Genomic DNA, 13960 nt, shown 5'->3' with positions numbered 1-13960 from the left:
TAAACTAAAGAACCAAAAGCGACGGTAGTAACTCACCGTCGCTTTTTTTATAAGGAAAATATATAATACGCGGCATGATAGTGTATTTGTATCATAGGTGGTCATTTTGAAATGATATGTAGACGGAAAGCATCGCTCCGGCTGCCCACTTCCCTTTCCGTGGGGGTTTACCTTCAGCTAACTTTTCCAAGCAAAAACCGCTTGAAAAAGTGGATCTTCAGGTAAAACCGTTTCCACAGGAGTTGAAGCGGGCGGTCTTTGCTATAAAGCAGCTCTACAACGTAAGTGACAGCTAACTTTTTGAGTTTTATACCATGTAAAATAAAAGACGTAATGTCCGTACGTTAAAACAATGTAGAACGTTATTTAGCAAAGTGAGCTAGCCGCAGCGGTTGTTACGCCTATTATTCATGTCAAAATAACTACTTTGGACAGGAATGGGTGGGGCTTTCCCGGTTTTTCTTAGTAGAAGGAGAAGTTGCCAGTAAATACCCCATACTAGCCAGTAATAATCAAAAAGTTGGTAGTAAACAACAGTCACTGTCGCATTTTATTTGAAATAATTTTCAGAAAACATATTGACATCATTTTGACGCCGTGCTAAAGTATTAAATAACGTAAGTGAAAAGCAAGTAAACAACTCGGAATTCTATACTTCTTATCGAGAGAGGTGGAGGGATTGGCCCTGTGAAGCCTCGGCAACCATTAAGTGAATCGTCCTTAATACAGGTGCCAATTCCACTAAGCGCATATGCTTAGAGAGATAAGAGAGCGAATATATTTATTCAAGTCTCTCTATCTTTAGTATAGGGAGATTTTTTACGTAAAAAAGTATAAAATTTTAGCCGAGTGGTAGTTCGACGTAGTGAAAATTTTGAATGTACAAAGTATAAGTAAAACTAAGGCTTTCGTCTCTAGTTGATGATAAGTCAAGTTTTTCTTCAATGCTCAACTAAATAACATCACTCTTATCCAGAGAGGCGGAGGGACTGGCCCGATGACGCCCAGCAACCATTAAGCAACGGCTTAAAAGGTGCTAATTCCTGCAGGATATTTATCCTGAAAGATAAGAGGAAGACTACTGTTCTGTCAGTTAAAGCCTTCTTCTTATCGAAGAAGGCTTTTTAAATTTTCTGAATTTTAACTTGGGGAGGAAATAAATAATGACTGATTTTAAACGTTCAACTTACGATCCGGAAACAATTCATCTGCATGGAGGGCAAGCACCTGATCCGACAACAGGCTCACGGGCAGTGCCGATCTATCAATCTACTTCTTACGTGTTCCACGACACAGAACATGCAGAAAGATTATTTGCACTTGATGAGCCAGGCAATATTTATTCGAGAATCGGTAATCCAACGGTAGATGTTTTTGAAAAAAGAATGGCACTACTAGAAGATGGGGTTGCTGCTGTTGCAACTGCTTCAGGGATGTCAGCTATTACTTTATCGATTTTAAACTTAGCAAGTGCAGGGGATGAAATCGTCGCAGGGGTTAATCTTTACGGCGGAACATACAATTTGTTCAATGTAACACTTCCGCGCTATGGCATTAACGTTAAATTCGTTGATCCAACAGATCCTGAAAATTTCCAAAAAGCTATTACAGATAAAACAAAAGCTGTGTATGGTGAAATCATCGGTAATCCAGGCTTACAAGTATTAGATGTTGAAAGAGTATCGGAGATCGCACATGATGCAGGTGTACCGTTAATTATCGATAATACCTTTGCAACACCATTTGGCTGTAAACCAATCACGTTAGGAGCAGACATTGTCGTACACTCTGCAACAAAATGGATTGGTGGGCATGGTACTTCAATCGGCGGCATCATTGTCGATGGTGGACGTTTTAACTGGAATTCTGAAAAATATCCAGCATTTACGGAGCCAGATCCTAGCTATAATGGTATCCGTTATGCAGTAGATTTCGGAACACTAGCATTTATAACAAAAGTACGTGTGCAGTTACTTAGAGACTTTGGTGCAGCACTAAGTCCATTCAATGCTTTCCAATTGCTACAAGGACTAGAGACATTGCATATTCGCGTGGAACGACATAACCAAAACGCACAAGAGCTTGCAGAATACTTAGAGAGCAATGAAGCAGTGGAATGGGTTAGATATCCAGGACTTGAAAGTCACCCATCTCATGAGTTAGCAAAAAGAATTTTAAATAATGGCTTTGGTTCGATTATTGTATTTGGTATCAAAGGCGGGCGCGATGCAGGACGTGATTTAATCAACAATGTTGCACTATGGTCACATGTTGCAAACGTGGGTGATGCAAAATCACTGATTATCCATCCGGCTTCTACAACACACCAGCAGTTAACAAAAGAAGAGCTCGAAGAAACGGGTGTTTCAGAAGAATTAGTTCGTTTATCTGTAGGGATTGAATCCGTACGAGATATCAAAAATGATTTAGATCAAGCATTAGTAAAGGCAACAGGAATTGGTGAAGAGAAAGAAAAACAAATTATTGTTAACGATGAAGGTATTATTAAATGGGCATTAAATTCTCCATATGAACGATACATTGAAAATGGTGAAGAAGTAACGCGCCAAAAAACATTAGCTATTGTAGGTCTCAGTGGAAAAGAAGCAAGACCAAGTTACCGTCTGGCAAGAAAAATGCAAAGACTAGGTTACAAAATCATTCCGGTCAACCCGAGAGAAACAGAAATTCTTGGCGAAAAAGCTTATCCAGATCTAAGAAGTGTTCCGGTTGATATCGATATTGTACAAGTTTTCCGCAGTCCTGATGCAGCAGTAGAGATTGCCAAAGAAGCAATAGAAGTAAATCCAAAAGTATTCTGGCTGCAAGAAGGGGTTGTCTCTCCAAAGGCAGAAGAAGTAGCGCTCGAAGGTGGCTTGCAAGTTGTTCATAACCGTTGCACATATAAAGAGGCACAGCGTTTAAGAGGAACGATTTCAACATATGCATGTGAAATTTAAGAAAAAATATGAGGGGGATATCTATCATGAAAAGAGTACCATTAATTGATTTAAGAAGCTTTCTTGCAATTGCAGCATTTGGAATTATTATTATTTTGGCAGTTGGCTGTTCATCAGACAGCCAAGCGGACGAAGGAAAACCATCTGAAATTCGTTTAGACTATGCTTATTATTCACCTACAAGTCTGGTATTAAAAGAATTTGGCTGGGCTGAAGAAGCATTTGGTGAAGAAGATATTGATGTAACGTGGACACTAAGTCAAGGGAGTAACAAAGCAATCGAATTTTTAAACAGTGACAGTGTTGACTTTGGATCAACAGCAGGTGCAGCAGCACTTATCGCCAAATCAAATGACGTACCATTGGAAAATGTTTATATTTATTCTCAACCAGAATGGACTGCGCTTGTAACTAACGAAGGTTCAGGAATTGAGTCTATTGAAGATTTGGAAGGTAAAAAAGTAGCAGCAACACTTGGTACAGACCCATATATCTTCCTAGTTAGGGCTTTAGATTCTGTAGGATTATCTACTGATGATATTGAAGTAGTACCTTTACAACATGCTGATGGTGGAAATGCATTATCTAACGGAGATGTTGATGCTTGGGCAGGACTTGACCCACATATGGCAAAACATGAATTAGAATCTGGAGCAGAACTTTTTTATAGAGATATTAATCTAAATACGTACGGTTTCTTAAATGTTCGTGAAGAGTTTGCTCAGAATTATCCAGAATATGTTGAAAAAGTAATCGAATTGTATGAAAGAGCACGTCAATGGGTGTTAGATAATCCGGAAGAGGCTGCAGAGTTATTGGCGGAAGAAGCTGATATTAGTATAGATGTTGCGAAAATTCAGTTAGTAGAAAGAACTGATTTGTCTAATCCAATACCTGGAGATGAACATATTGAATCTATCCAAGCAGCTGGTAATGTGTTGAAAAATGCTGGAGACTTGGAAGAAGGCGATGATGTTGAAGCATTAACGAATGAACTAATCAATCCAGAATATGCAGAAGCAGTAATCGAGTAAAGTAAGATTCCATTAGTGAGCGTTTTAGAGAAGTTTTAGGAATTTAGGAGGGGCAAAAAATGGCTGAGCAACAAAATAACGTAACGGCTGGCTATGTTAAACCAGCGCCATCAGAAGCGAGAGGGAAAAAAGCATCCATTAAGAAGAAAAAAGATTCACTGGTAAAAACCGTATTTATGGGTAGCATCATTCCTGTCCTTTTAATTATCATATGGGAGAGTTTATGTCGTGCTGGTGTTGTCCCTTCTAATCAACTTCCAGCACCGACTACCATAGTGGAAAAAATTATAAGTATGGCACAGGATGGATCGCTATGGGGACATGTTTGGATTACGACCTATCGCGTCCTTGTTGGGTTTGTTATCGGAACAGTTGCTGCGATTGTTCTCGGATCATTTGTCGGTTTTTATAAAAAGGCAGAACAACTTTTTGATCCGATGATTCAGGCGTTTCGCTCGATCCCATCGCTAGCATGGGTGCCGTTGTTTATTTTATGGATGGGTATCGGTGAAACATCAAAAGTTACCATGATTGCAGTTGGGGTGTTTTTCCCTGTCTATTTAAATATTGTTAGTGGCATATTAGGCGTAGATCGAAAATTAATTGAAGTAGGAAAAATGTACGGATTAAATACTTTACAATTGGTGAAACGAATTATTTTGCCGGCTTCGTTACCGTCCTTTTTAGTGGGGATGCGTAGTGGTTTAGGGCTTGGTTGGATGTTTGTAGTGGCAGCAGAACTAATGGGGGCAAGTCAAGGATTAGGATTTTTACTTGTCTTTGGTCAGAATATGTCAAGCCCTGAAACGATTTTGGCAAGTATTATTCTATTTGCGATTATCGGTAAAATCACCGACTGGATTTTAAAGCTAGTAGAAGATCGTTCCTTGCACTGGCAGGATCGCTTGGAGAAATAGGAAGGAGTATTTAATATGAGTCTAGCATTAAGAGATGTAAGCCGTACGTTTAATGGTACTACTGCCGTACAAAATGTTAACTTAGAAGTGAAACCGGGAGAAATTATCGGTTTGCTTGGAACTAGTGGATGTGGGAAAAGTACCTTATTAAGAGCAATTTCAGGACTGGATCCTGAATATGATGGTGAAATTGAAATTAACGGAACCGTATCAAAAGAAATTCATGATACAACAGGATTTATTTTCCAAGAGCCGAGACTTCTACCATGGTTAAGTGTGTTAAATAATGTGACATTCGGATTGACAGGCAGCCGTAAAGACAAGGAAAATAGAGCTATTGAGTATTTAGAAAGTGTAGGTTTAAGCGGAAAAGAAAAGCTCTATCCTCGTGAGTTATCAGGAGGTATGGCACAACGTGTAGCCATTGCAAGAGCACTGGTGACATCACCAGAAATTCTCCTGTTGGATGAACCGTTTAGTGCTTTAGATGCTTTCACAAAAATGCAATTACAAGATTTATTATTAGATGTTTGGAAAAAATATCAATCTACTATCGTATTAGTAACACACGATATAGATGAAGCAACTTATCTATGTGACCGTGTTGTTATTTTAAGAGGGCAACCAGGAGAGGTAGAGAAAGAGATTACGATAGAACAAGAGCGACCGAGGGATCGTGGAAGTGAAGAGTTAGCACATTTAAAATCAGAAATATTAGAATCTTTAGACTTGAACAAACAGTAACCGGTCTTCAAGGGGGAACATCAAATGACACAGCAGGCAACAACTCATATTGCAACTATTGAAGGAGAATATAACCTAAGCAACTATGATGAAATAAGAGAAAATTTTGATTGGTCAGATGCAAAGGAACTATTATCTGCTGCGAAGACAGGGAAAATTAATGCAGCATATGAAACAATTGATCGTCATGTAGCGGAGGGGTATGGTGATAAAATTGCTCTCCATTATATGAATGAGGACGAAAAGCGCTCGTATACGTTTAAAGAAGTAAAGGATCAAACTGACCATTATGCTCGCATTTTAAAAGAACATGGGGTAACGAAAGGGGATCGTGTTTTCGTATTTCTCCCTAAAACACCTGAATGCTATATCGCAATCTTAGCTGCTATTAAAGTAGGGGCTATCGCTGGTCCTTTGTTTGAAGCATTTATGGAAGAAGCGGTTAGAGACCGTATCAATGATTGTGCTGGTACTTTACTAATTACTGATCAGGAGTTAGTTAAACGTGTACCGAAAGACGATATTCCTTCACTAGAGACGATTCTTTTTGTAGAGGATATCGAGAAAGAACCGTTACAACCTGTTGATGGTGACAAGTATGTGGAATGGGTTGACTGGGAGGATGGTTTAATCATTCATTATACTAGTGGTTCTACTGGTAAACCGAAAGGCGTCCTTCATGCGCATCGTGCAGCACAACATCATATCGTGACAGGGAAATGGGTACTAGATATTAAAGATGATGATGTTTATTGGTGTACGTCACACCCGGGCTGGGTAACAGGCAGTGTATACGGCTTGTTTGCTCCACTATTGAATAGAGCAACCGTTGTAATCCAAGGAGGACGTTTCAGTGCTGAGAATTGGTATTCTTTAATTGAAGAGTTAGGAGTAACGATTTGGTATAGTGCACCGACAGCTTTCCGTATGCTTCTGTCCAAAGGGGATCTCTATAAACAGTTTGATTTATCTTCTGTACGACATGTATTAAGTGTTGGTGAACCTCTAAATCCTGAAGTAATCCAATGGGCATGGAAGAGCTTAAATGTCCGCATTCACGATACCTGGTGGATGACAGAGACTGGTGGACACTTAATTGTCAACCTTCCAGCTGAAAAAATCAAACCAGGTTCAATGGGCAGACCTTTTCCTGGTGTGCAGGTAGGTATTTTAGATGAAGAAGGTAATGAGTTGCCACGAGGTGAAGTTGGTCAACTAGCCGTACGCACACCATGGCCAGGACTGATGAAAGAGATTTGGGGAAATAAGGATAAATTCAAATCTTATTTCCAGTACGAGGGATGGTATATCTCTGGTGACTTAGCGTTACAGGATGAAGAAGGATATGTCTTCTTTCAAGGTCGTAACGATGACATGATCAATTCGGCAGGTGAGCGTATTGGTCCGTTTGAAGTAGAAAGTAAGTTAATTGAACATCCGGCAGTAGAGGAAGCTGGTGTAATAGGTAAACCTGATGAACTACGTGGTGAATTAGTTAAAGCTTTTATTACATTAAGAGCCGGATATGAACAATCAGATGAATTATTAGAAGAGATTCGATTATATGTTAGAAAAAATCTATCAGCACATGCTGCTCCTAGAGAAATCGAAGTAATGGATGAATTACCTAAAACAAAAATCAGTGGAAAGATTTTAAGAAGACAATTAAAAGCATTAGAAATTGAAAGAAATAATAAAGTTAAAAATTAAAACATATAGATACTCTTATGAAGAGTGGTGGAGGGACTGGCCCGATGAAACCCGGCAACCTTAAGCTATCCATGCTTAAAAGGTGCTAAATCCTGCAAACTTTAGTTTGAAAAATAAGAGGGAGATAATAGCTTTAGTCTCTCTTGTTTATCAAGAGGGGCTTTTTTGTTTCCCTAAATTATTAGGAGGCATATAACATGGTAAAAACAAATGTAAAGGGAAATTTTGTAGCTAGTCTAGAGGAAGTAGCTGAAAAGCAATTATCCAAAGCAGCTAAATTATATTTAGATCAAATAACATCCAAAAAAGCAAATGCTACATCATTTATACTTGATAGCAATTCACCGTCTAAATTAAAAATTTCTCCGCTATTATTAGGTGCAGTTGGTGCACAGACTTATTTTCACGAAGATGGAGAATTAGCAACTGCAAAAGCTGCCAGTAAGCAGGGTGTACCTTTTATTGTTAGCAGTCATTCATCCTATAGCATTGAAGAAATTAGAGATGCTGTTCCAAGTAGTGAACTATGGTTCCAAGCTCATATTTTTCAAGATTTAGAACTTACTAAACATTTTATTCAGCGTGCTGAACTAGCAGGCTATCAGGCAATTATTTTATCTATATCCAAAGATGAAATTCATTTAAAAGCAGATCAGCTAGTGAAAGGAACTACCAACTTTGTTGTAGATCCAATTTTTGCTAAGAAAAATTATGCAAATAAAAGCCCACTGGCAGAACAAGTGGCACAAGAATATCAAAAACGCTCTATTAAGTGGGAAGAGATTCAATATATAAAACAATTTACAAATTTACCGATCTTTGTTTATGGAGACTTATCATTAGATGATGTTCGTTCAAGTCTGGAACAGCAAGTTGATGGGATTATCTTGTCCAATATTAATGCATCTAATCTGGAATTACTAGAACAGATTAATATTATCGCAAGTGAAAAATTAACCGTTGTTGTTGAAGCAGAAGTGAAGTCAAAAGATGAATTAAACCGCTATTTACAACAAGGTGCTGATGCTATTTCGATCCGGAAGAGTTATATTTACGGATTATCGACATCAGGAGTTTTGGGCGCAGAAGAAGTTATTGCTCAACTATTCACATAATTTTCGAATATCATTGTTTCATAAGTAGTGAAAATGGGATATAGTATAACTATATCCCATTTTTGGATGGAAGGAATGGTTTTTTGTGGCAATACGTAAAACGAAATTAAGAAAAGTAGTTATTATTGGAACAGGCTTAGTCGGTACTAGTTATGCGTATGCGCTATTAAATCAAGGTGTTGTTAATGAATTAGTCCTGATCGATTTGGATCAAGCAAAAGCAGAGGGAGAAGCACGTGACTTAAATCATGGCATGGCGTTTGGTAATCCGATGCGTATCAAAGCAGGAGATTATCAAGAGTGCCATAATGCAGATTTAGTTGTTATTACAGCAGGTGCCAATCAAAAACCGGGTGAAACTAGGTTAGATCTTGTGACGAAGAATGCAAAAATATTTAAAGGTATTATCGAAAAAGTCATGGATGTTGACTTCCAAGGCATCTTTGTAGTTGCGACCAATCCGGTGGATATTTTAACACATTTGACAAGAGAAATATCAGGCTTGCCGAAGGAGCGTGTCATAGGTTCTGGAACGATCCTGGATACTGCACGTTTCCGTTATTTATTAGGAGAACACTTTGAAGTCGATCCACGTAATGTACATGCTTATATCATTGGTGAGCACGGTGATTCGGAACTGCCGGTCTGGAGTCATGTACAAATAGGTGGTGTACCTTTAAGTCAATATGCAGGTATCGATAACTTTTATCAAAATCAAGCCATGACAGAGATATTTGAGAACGTTCGAGATGCAGCTTATCATATTATTGAACGAAAGGGAGCAACCTATTACGGTATAGGTCTAGGATTGGTCCGCTTAACAAAAGCGATTTTAAACAACGAAAACGCCATTTTAACTGTTTCCGCAAAATTAGAGGGACAATACGGATTGAATGATCTCTATCTAGGTGTGCCAGTACTGCTAAATGAAAATGGCATCCGTGAAGTAATAGAATTAGAACTGACAAAGAAAGAAAATCAACAACTTCACCAATCAGCAGAAGTGATTCAGGAAATGATCGATACAGGAATGAAAGCTATAAAATAATCACACGGAATTTCCTGATAAAATCTGAAAGTTTAAAGATTGGTACACAAGAAACATATACTACGAAGTTATACTTTTTAGATCTGCCTTCATCCATTTCTCAATTTTGATGAGTGCTACCATTCGCTCCGGCAAGATACTTTGCTTTCCACGGGCACGGCCTTAGCCAGGGAACTACTTGGAATTATCTTCTTTGCTCCCTTGCACCGAGGAAGCCACTTCGAAGCGTTACTAGAAGATGCAGGTGCATCACGGGGTCTTCGGCTTGCGCTGTTCCCGTAGGAGTCTGCGTATCTTGCCTCTGCTTAGTGTAGAGTTCTGATTTTTACAAGAGGAACCTATCGAATGACTTCCTATGGATCTCCACTTTCATAAGATAGAACATCTATCATAGCGTAGGCAGAATACGGAGACTCCTGTGGGACAGCGAGAGCTGAAGATCCACTTGGTGAAGTGCCTTTCTTCACCAAGTTAGCTGAAGCCGAGCCCACGGAAAGCGCAGTATTCTGCCGGAGCGCATGTGAGCACTCATCATTAATCAGAATGGGAGAATGCCGCACTTTTTCACCTTTTAATACTTCGCAGTTTTTATCTACCACTTCTACGTAGAGCAGGTTTTGTCGAGGTTTTCTAATAAAGTCAAGGGGTGGTAATGATGAAATTAAAACTTTACGGGAAAAAAAATTGTAGTCTTTGCGACCAGGCGAAAGCAACATTGGAGATGCTGCAACAAGACTATTTATTTGAAATTGAAGAAATTAATATTTATAATGATGATGTACTGCTAGAAGCTTATCATCTCATGATCCCTGTCATTAAACATGAAGATACGATTGTCGATATGGAGCTAGTCGACATGAAAAAGATCGAAAGTTATCTAAAGAAGAAAAATAATTCAGAAAATAGTTGAGAGATGTTAAGCCATTTGATACAATAATTATGGAAGTTATTTTTTTGTTCTAAGTGGGACGAAATGCGACTAGGAGGGACAAAAACTCCCCGGTAAATGATAAAGGAGCGTTTCCGATTGAAGGATTTATTAGATATTCAAGAAAAATTGTACCCAGATTTACTCGATATCATGCAGAAACGATACAAAATACTTCATTACATACAAATGATGCAACCAATCGGACGCCGTAGCTTAGCTGACAATATCAAACTAAAAGAACGAGTTGTTCGTAGTGAGATTGAGTTTTTAAGCAAGCATGGTTTTATAATGGTAACCTCTAAAGGAATGCAGGTTACAGATGAAGGGGATACGATTATTGAGAAGTTGTCCTCGTTTATGAGTGAAATTTCCGAATTTCGTGTTTTAGAATCTCAAATTAAGGATAAATTACAATTGGAGCATGTCATTATCGTATCGGGAAATAGTGACACACAACAATCTGTAAAGCAGGACATGGGGAAAGCATGTGTGCAGTTTTTAAGTTCCATATTAACTTCCAATCAAACAATAGCAGTTACAGGTGGCACATCGATGGCGGAAGTAGCTAATCAGATGAAACCATTAAAACATGCTGCGAATTGTACGTTTGTTCCAGCAAGAGGCGGTTTAGGAGAACAAGTAGAAAATCAAGCTAATACCATTTGTGCACAGATGGCTAAAAAAGCAAATGGTAATTATCGGATGTTATATGTTCCTGACCCGTTAAGTGAAGAAACATACCATTCCATCATTGAAGAACCAGCTATTAAGGATATTTTAGAAATGATTCATGAAACTAAAATAGTCTTGCACAGTATTGGTGACGCATTTACGATGGCAAAACGCCGTAAAGCTTCTGAACAAGTATTAAATAAATTAAGAAGTGGTAACGCTGTGAGTGAAGCCTTTGGCTATTACCTTGATGAGCAAGGAGAAGTCGTTTATAAGGTACGCACTGTAGGTATGCAATTAGAGGAACTCGAACAAGCGCAATATGTTATTGCTGTAGCTGGTGGTTCTTCGAAAGCAAAAGCCATTCAATCTTACTTTAAGCAAGGGAAAAGTAATGTATTGATCACAGACGAAGCGGCAGCACAAGAGTTGTTAAAGGGTTCATCCCTTTAAATATAAATTATAAAGGATACTTTAAGGAGGAATTAAGCATGGCAGTAAAAGTAGGTATTAATGGTTTTGGCCGTATCGGTCGTAACGTTTTTCGTCAAGCTTTAAAAAATGATGAGGTAGAAGTAGTAGCAGTTAATGACTTAACTGATGCGAATATGCTTGCACATCTACTTAAATATGACTCTGTACACGGAAAACTAGAAGAAGAAGTTTCTGTTAATGGAGATTCTCTAGTTGTAGGTGGCAAAGAAATTAAAGTACTTTCTGAGCGTGACCCAGCTAACTTACCATGGGGTAACCTTGGCGTAGAAATCGCTGTTGAATCTACAGGTATCTTCACACAACGTGATGCAGCAGCTAAACATTTAGATGCTGGTGCGAAAAAAGTTATCATTTCTGCACCTGCAAAAGAAGAAGATATTACAGTAGTTATGGGTGTTAACGAAGATCAATACGATCCAGCAAAACACCACGTAATTTCTAACGCTTCTTGTACAACAAACTGTTTAGCTCCATATGCTAAAGTATTAAACGATAAGTTCGGTCTAAAACGCGGTATGATGACTACTATTCACTCATATACTAACGACCAACAAATTCTAGATTTACCACACAAAGACTATCGTCGTGCTCGTGCAGCTTCTGAAAATATCATTCCAACAACTACTGGTGCTGCAAAAGCAGTATCTCTAGTATTACCAGAATTAGAAGGTAAATTAAATGGTATGGCTATGCGTGTACCTACTCCAGACGGTTCACTAGTTGACCTTGTTGCAGAACTAGATCAAGAAGTAACGGTTGAAGACGTAAATGGTGCACTTAAAGAAGCAGCAGAAGGTCACTTAAAAGGTATCCTAGGATACTCTGATGAGCCATTAGTATCTGTTGACTATATCGGAAACACTAACTCTTCTACTATTGATGGACTTTCTACAATGGTAATGGAAGGTAACATGGTAAAAGTAGTATCTTGGTATGACAATGAAATGGGATACTCTAGCCGTGTAGTTGACTTAGCTGCATATCTTAAAAAACAAGGACTATAAGCTTAACAAATGAACGGGAGGGGGATTGATCCTCCTCCCGTTTTTGCCTGAAGTTCATACGAGGTTAAACGGTGGGTCTCATACATCCTACCATCGAGATAGCAATATTCAAGTCCTTAAGGAGGTTCATTCGAATGAACAAACAAACGATTAAAGACATTGACGTAAAAGGTAAAAAGGTATTCTGTCGTGTTGACTTTAACGTGCCAATGAAAGACGGCGAAATTACAGATGATACACGTATTAAAGCAGCATTACCAACTATTAAATACTTATCAGAACAAGGTGCAAAGGTTATCCTTGCCAGTCACTTAGGTCGTCCAGGTGGAGAAGTTGTCGAAGAACTACGTATGGATGCAGTTGCCAAACGTCTAAGCGATCTAAGCAACAAATCTGTGATTAAAACAGATCAAGTATATGGTGACGAAGTAAACCAAGCAGTAAGCCAACTAGACGACGGTGACCTGTTATTAATTGAAAATGTTCGTTTTGAGCCTGGAGAAACGAAAAATGATCCAGCTCTAGCAAAAGAATTCGCAAGCCTTGCAGACTACTTCGTAAACGATGCATTTGGTGCAGCACACCGTGCACATGCTTCAACAGCAGGTATTGCAGAACATATTCCATCTGCAGCAGGATTCCTTTTAGAGAGAGAATTAGAAGTGTTAGGGAAAGCATTGTCTGATCCTGACCGTCCATTTACAGCAATTATCGGTGGTGCTAAAGTAAAAGATAAAATCGGTGTGATCGATAATTTATTAGACAAAGTCGATAATTTGATCATCGGTGGTGGTCTTGCCTATACGTTTGTTAAAGCGTTAGGACACGAAATTGGTAAATCACTATTAGAAGAAGATAAAATCGAATTAGCGAAAGAATATATGCAAAAAGCTAAAGACAAAGGTGTAAATTTTGTTATGCCTGAAGATGTTGTTGTTGCCGATGATTTCTCAAATGATGCGAATACGCAAATCGTTGATATTGATTCGATCCCAGCTGATTTAGAAGCATTGGATATTGGGCCAAAAACTCGCAAAAAATATGCAGATATTGTTAGCGATTCTAAGCTTGTTATTTGGAATGGACCAATGGGTGTATTCGAATTAGAAACATTTGCTAATGGTACAAAAGCTGTCGCAGATGCACTAAGTAAAACAGAAGGTTATACTGTAATTGGTGGTGGAGATTCTGCAGCAGCAGTTGAGAAATTTAACTACGCAGAGCAAATGGACCACATCTCAACTGGTGGCGGTGCTTCCTTAGAATTTATGGAAGGTAAAGAACTGCCTGGTGTTAGTGTACTAACAGACAAGTAATCAAAGGAGAGGTG

At 38.6% G+C, this 13960-nt stretch carries 11 protein-coding genes and 3 riboswitches; all 11 genes read left to right on the top strand.

Annotation, left to right across the window (positions count from 1 at the left end):
• Positions 1-655 precede the first annotated feature (655 nt).
• Positions 656-770, top strand: a riboswitch (SAM riboswitch).
• Positions 771-965: 195 nt separating this feature from the next.
• A riboswitch (SAM riboswitch) is annotated at positions 966-1073 on the top strand.
• A gap of 90 nt (positions 1074-1163) precedes the next feature.
• The 11 genes from GH715_RS05205 (at position 1164) to GH715_RS05155 (ending at position 13946) form a co-directional block, all read left to right on the top strand.
• On the top strand, positions 1164-2960 hold the full coding sequence (locus GH715_RS05205; protein ID WP_153834493.1) for a PLP-dependent aspartate aminotransferase family protein: 1797 nt from the start codon (positions 1164-1166) through the stop codon (positions 2958-2960).
• A gap of 26 nt (positions 2961-2986) precedes the next feature.
• On the top strand, positions 2987-3994 hold the full coding sequence (locus tag GH715_RS05200) for an aliphatic sulfonate ABC transporter substrate-binding protein (RefSeq protein ID WP_153834494.1): 1008 nt from the start codon (positions 2987-2989) through the stop codon (positions 3992-3994).
• Between the two features lie 59 nt (positions 3995-4053).
• The gene (locus GH715_RS05195; RefSeq protein ID WP_153834495.1) at positions 4054-4911 is read left to right on the top strand and encodes an ABC transporter permease; all 858 of its coding nucleotides are present in this window, start codon (positions 4054-4056) and stop codon (positions 4909-4911) included.
• A 15-nt stretch (positions 4912-4926) separates the two neighbouring features.
• Entirely contained in the window at positions 4927-5655 is a 729-nt protein-coding gene (locus tag GH715_RS05190; protein ID WP_153834496.1) for an ABC transporter ATP-binding protein, read from the top strand.
• Between the two features lie 24 nt (positions 5656-5679).
• Positions 5680-7365 (top strand): acetate--CoA ligase, encoded by a 1686-nt coding sequence (gene acsA / locus GH715_RS05185; protein WP_153834497.1) that lies wholly within the window; start codon positions 5680-5682, stop codon positions 7363-7365.
• 12 nt (positions 7366-7377) lie between these two features.
• Positions 7378-7485, top strand: a riboswitch (SAM riboswitch).
• Positions 7486-7562: 77 nt separating this feature from the next.
• Entirely contained in the window at positions 7563-8480 is a 918-nt protein-coding gene (locus GH715_RS05180; RefSeq protein WP_153834498.1) for an alpha-hydroxy-acid oxidizing protein, read from the top strand.
• 85 nt (positions 8481-8565) lie between these two features.
• Positions 8566-9528, top strand: coding sequence for an L-lactate dehydrogenase (locus tag GH715_RS05175; RefSeq protein ID WP_163578460.1), 963 nt, complete (start codon positions 8566-8568; stop codon positions 9526-9528).
• A gap of 655 nt (positions 9529-10183) precedes the next feature.
• A complete protein-coding gene (locus GH715_RS05170) occupies positions 10184-10438 on the top strand; it encodes a glutaredoxin family protein (RefSeq protein ID WP_153834499.1) in 255 nt (84 codons plus the stop codon).
• A gap of 117 nt (positions 10439-10555) precedes the next feature.
• Positions 10556-11584, top strand: a complete 1029-nt coding sequence (locus tag GH715_RS05165; protein ID WP_153834500.1) for a sugar-binding transcriptional regulator — start codon at positions 10556-10558, stop codon at positions 11582-11584.
• Positions 11585-11622: 38 nt separating this feature from the next.
• Positions 11623-12630, top strand: a complete 1008-nt coding sequence (gene gap, locus GH715_RS05160; protein ID WP_018930950.1) for a type I glyceraldehyde-3-phosphate dehydrogenase — start codon at positions 11623-11625, stop codon at positions 12628-12630.
• Between the two features lie 134 nt (positions 12631-12764).
• Entirely contained in the window at positions 12765-13946 is a 1182-nt protein-coding gene (locus GH715_RS05155) for a phosphoglycerate kinase (RefSeq protein WP_153834501.1), read from the top strand.
• Positions 13947-13960 lie beyond the last annotated feature (14 nt).

The organism is Gracilibacillus thailandensis (genome assembly GCF_010994055.1).
Lineage (GTDB): Bacteria > Bacillota > Bacilli > Bacillales > Amphibacillaceae > Gracilibacillus > Gracilibacillus lacisalsi.
The sequence above is the reverse complement of the archived record's forward strand: the minus strand, read 5'-3'. Positions and strand labels throughout refer to the sequence as shown.

Bases quoted from the DNA above. Each gene is read 5' to 3' on its own strand.
- GH715_RS05205 (WP_153834493.1), top strand. From the start codon at position 1,164: ATGACTGATTTTAAACGTTCAACTTACGATCCGGAAACAATTCATCTG.
- GH715_RS05200 (WP_153834494.1), top strand. From the start codon at position 2,987: ATGAAAAGAGTACCATTAATTGATTTAAGAAGCTTTCTTGCAATTGCA.
- GH715_RS05195 (WP_153834495.1), top strand. From the start codon at position 4,054: ATGGCTGAGCAACAAAATAACGTAACGGCTGGCTATGTTAAACCAGCG.
- GH715_RS05190 (WP_153834496.1), top strand. From the start codon at position 4,927: ATGAGTCTAGCATTAAGAGATGTAAGCCGTACGTTTAATGGTACTACT.
- acsA (WP_153834497.1), top strand. From the start codon at position 5,680: ATGACACAGCAGGCAACAACTCATATTGCAACTATTGAAGGAGAATAT.
- GH715_RS05180 (WP_153834498.1), top strand. From the start codon at position 7,563: ATGGTAAAAACAAATGTAAAGGGAAATTTTGTAGCTAGTCTAGAGGAA.
- GH715_RS05170 (WP_153834499.1), top strand. From the start codon at position 10,184: ATGAAATTAAAACTTTACGGGAAAAAAAATTGTAGTCTTTGCGACCAG.
- gap (WP_018930950.1), top strand. From the start codon at position 11,623: ATGGCAGTAAAAGTAGGTATTAATGGTTTTGGCCGTATCGGTCGTAAC.
- GH715_RS05155 (WP_153834501.1), top strand. From the start codon at position 12,765: ATGAACAAACAAACGATTAAAGACATTGACGTAAAAGGTAAAAAGGTA.